The following is a 1,932-nucleotide window of genomic DNA, read 5'->3' on the forward strand; positions in this document are numbered from 1 at the left end:
CCGCCGAAGAACGGCAGCCCACCGGTGAGCGTGAGCCCGCGCGCATCGCCCGGGTCCAGCCCCAGCCCGTCGCAGATGTTGAACACCGCGATCGGGAAGCAGCTGTAGAGGTCCAAAGTGGACACGTCAGCGATGCCGATCCCCGCGACATCCAGCGCGTGCCGCACCGCGAGCACCGAAGCGGGGCTGCTCGACAGATCGGCCCGCTCCATGAGCTCCCGCTCGCGCAGATCCGCGGTGCCGTGCAAGAACACCCACTTGTCTTCCGGTACGCCGAGCCGGCAGGCGGCGGCGATCGACATCAGCAGCACGGCAGCGCCTTGGTTCACCTGGTCGCGCGCGACCAGGAACCTCGGGTACGGATCCGCGATCACGCGGTTGCGGTCGGTGGGCGTGGCCAGCTCGGCCGCGTCGCGTTCGACCGGGGCGGCCGCGTGCGGGTTCGCGGCGGCGACCTTCGTGAACGGGGCGAACAGTTCGCCCATCGCGCGGGCGTACTCGTCGCGAGATTCCTTCCGCCGCGCGCGGCGGGCGTTGTCGAACAACGCGTACTGGCTCGGTGCGTCGGTGAGCCCGTGGGCGGCAAGGTGCCGGGTCATCAGCCCTTTCAGGCCGTCACCGCGGTCTTCGAGGTCACCGTCGACGTGCTCGGTGAAGTCCGGCTTGTCCTCGGCTCGGGCCAGGTGGCGGCTCGTGGAGATCGCCTCCGAGCCGAACGCGAGCGCGACCTCGGACTCCCCTGCCGCGATCGTCCCGGCCAGCTCCGTGACCAGGTGCTGCGGCGACTGCCCGCCCACCACTTCGAGGATCGCGCGGCGCGGGGCGGCACCGATGCGGCCCGCCACCGAGCGCGGATAGTTGTCGGACTTGCCCAGCGGCACGGGTGCGCCCGGTGTGGAGATCTCGAACTGGCGCACCCCGGCGACCGTGTCGACCGCCGCGGCCAGGCCGTCCGCTTGCGCGTCGCCCAGCGCCGCACCGGCAGCCTCCGCAGCAAGCTCTACCGGCGACATGCCCCGGTAGCCGGGATCGTCGACGCGCTCCGAAGCTTGCCCTGCGCCGACGAGCACCGGAGTGCGTGGATCGAGTTCCCTCATGGATTCTCCTTGTTCCGCAGGCGAATTCGGTGCCCGCTCCGGCCGCTGCACGCTGCCACGTGACCACGACATCCTGCCTCGACGGTCTCACCGGCCACCTCGTCGACTTCTTGCTCGCCCGCAGCCGCGGGTGAGCACCGCGACTACAAAACGGATTTGACCATGTGTATAGAGTGATCAACCGAGGAAACCTGGCAGAGGGGGACGGTTTGACCTATCCGCAAGCACCGCAGCAGTACCCGCCCGCGCAGGCACCGGCGCAGGAGAAGTTCCGAGGCTTGGCCTGGGCGGGACTGATCCTCGGCATCGTCGGGGTCTGCGGCTCGATCCTGCCGATCTTCAACAACCTGACGGCCGTGGCCGCGTTCGTCGGCTTGATCCTGGCCGTCATCGCCGTTTTCGGGACCAAGAAGGTCGTCGCCGCGATCGGCGCGGCGCTGTGCGTGCTGGCCATCGTGCTGACCGTGGTCGTGCAAGCGGTGCTGGTCCAGCAGCTGGACAAGACGATCAACGGAGCCGGGACCGGCGCACCGAACCCGATCGACACCGAACCCGCGGCACAAGGCGCTTCGGGGACGGTTCGGTACGAAGTCACCGGGAGCGGCGACGCGATGAGCCTCTCGTACGGCACCGGCAGCGGGCAGTCCCAGGAGAGTTCGCCCGAGTTGCCGTGGTTCAAGGAGCAGGCCGCGTCGGAAGGCTTCGACGTCTACATGTTGACCGTGCAGAACGGCAGCGGCGGCGGGGACATCAAGTGCAGGCTCACCATCGACGGCGAGGTCGTCGCGGAGAACACCAGCACCGGCCCCTTCACGTTCGCGTCCTGCACGGGCAA

The 1,932-nt window shown here is 69.2% G+C and carries 1 protein-coding gene and 1 pseudogene; one reads left to right on the top strand and one right to left on the bottom strand.

The genetic code is table 11. The features are described 5' to 3' along the window. A pseudogene (locus IJH84_RS29030) lies at nucleotides 1-1,097 on the bottom strand (acetyl-CoA acetyltransferase); the annotation flags it as partial. A gap of 209 nt (nucleotides 1,098-1,306) precedes the next feature. Between IJH84_RS29030 and IJH84_RS29035 the strand changes: the two are divergent. After that, a partial coding sequence (locus IJH84_RS29035; RefSeq protein WP_295151259.1) for an MmpS family transport accessory protein occupies nucleotides 1,307-1,932 on the top strand: 626 nt, incomplete at its 3' end.

This window comes from Saccharopolyspora sp. (assembly GCF_017434145.1).
GTDB classification, from domain to species: domain Bacteria; phylum Actinomycetota; class Actinomycetes; order Mycobacteriales; family Pseudonocardiaceae; genus Saccharopolyspora_C; species Saccharopolyspora_C galaxeae.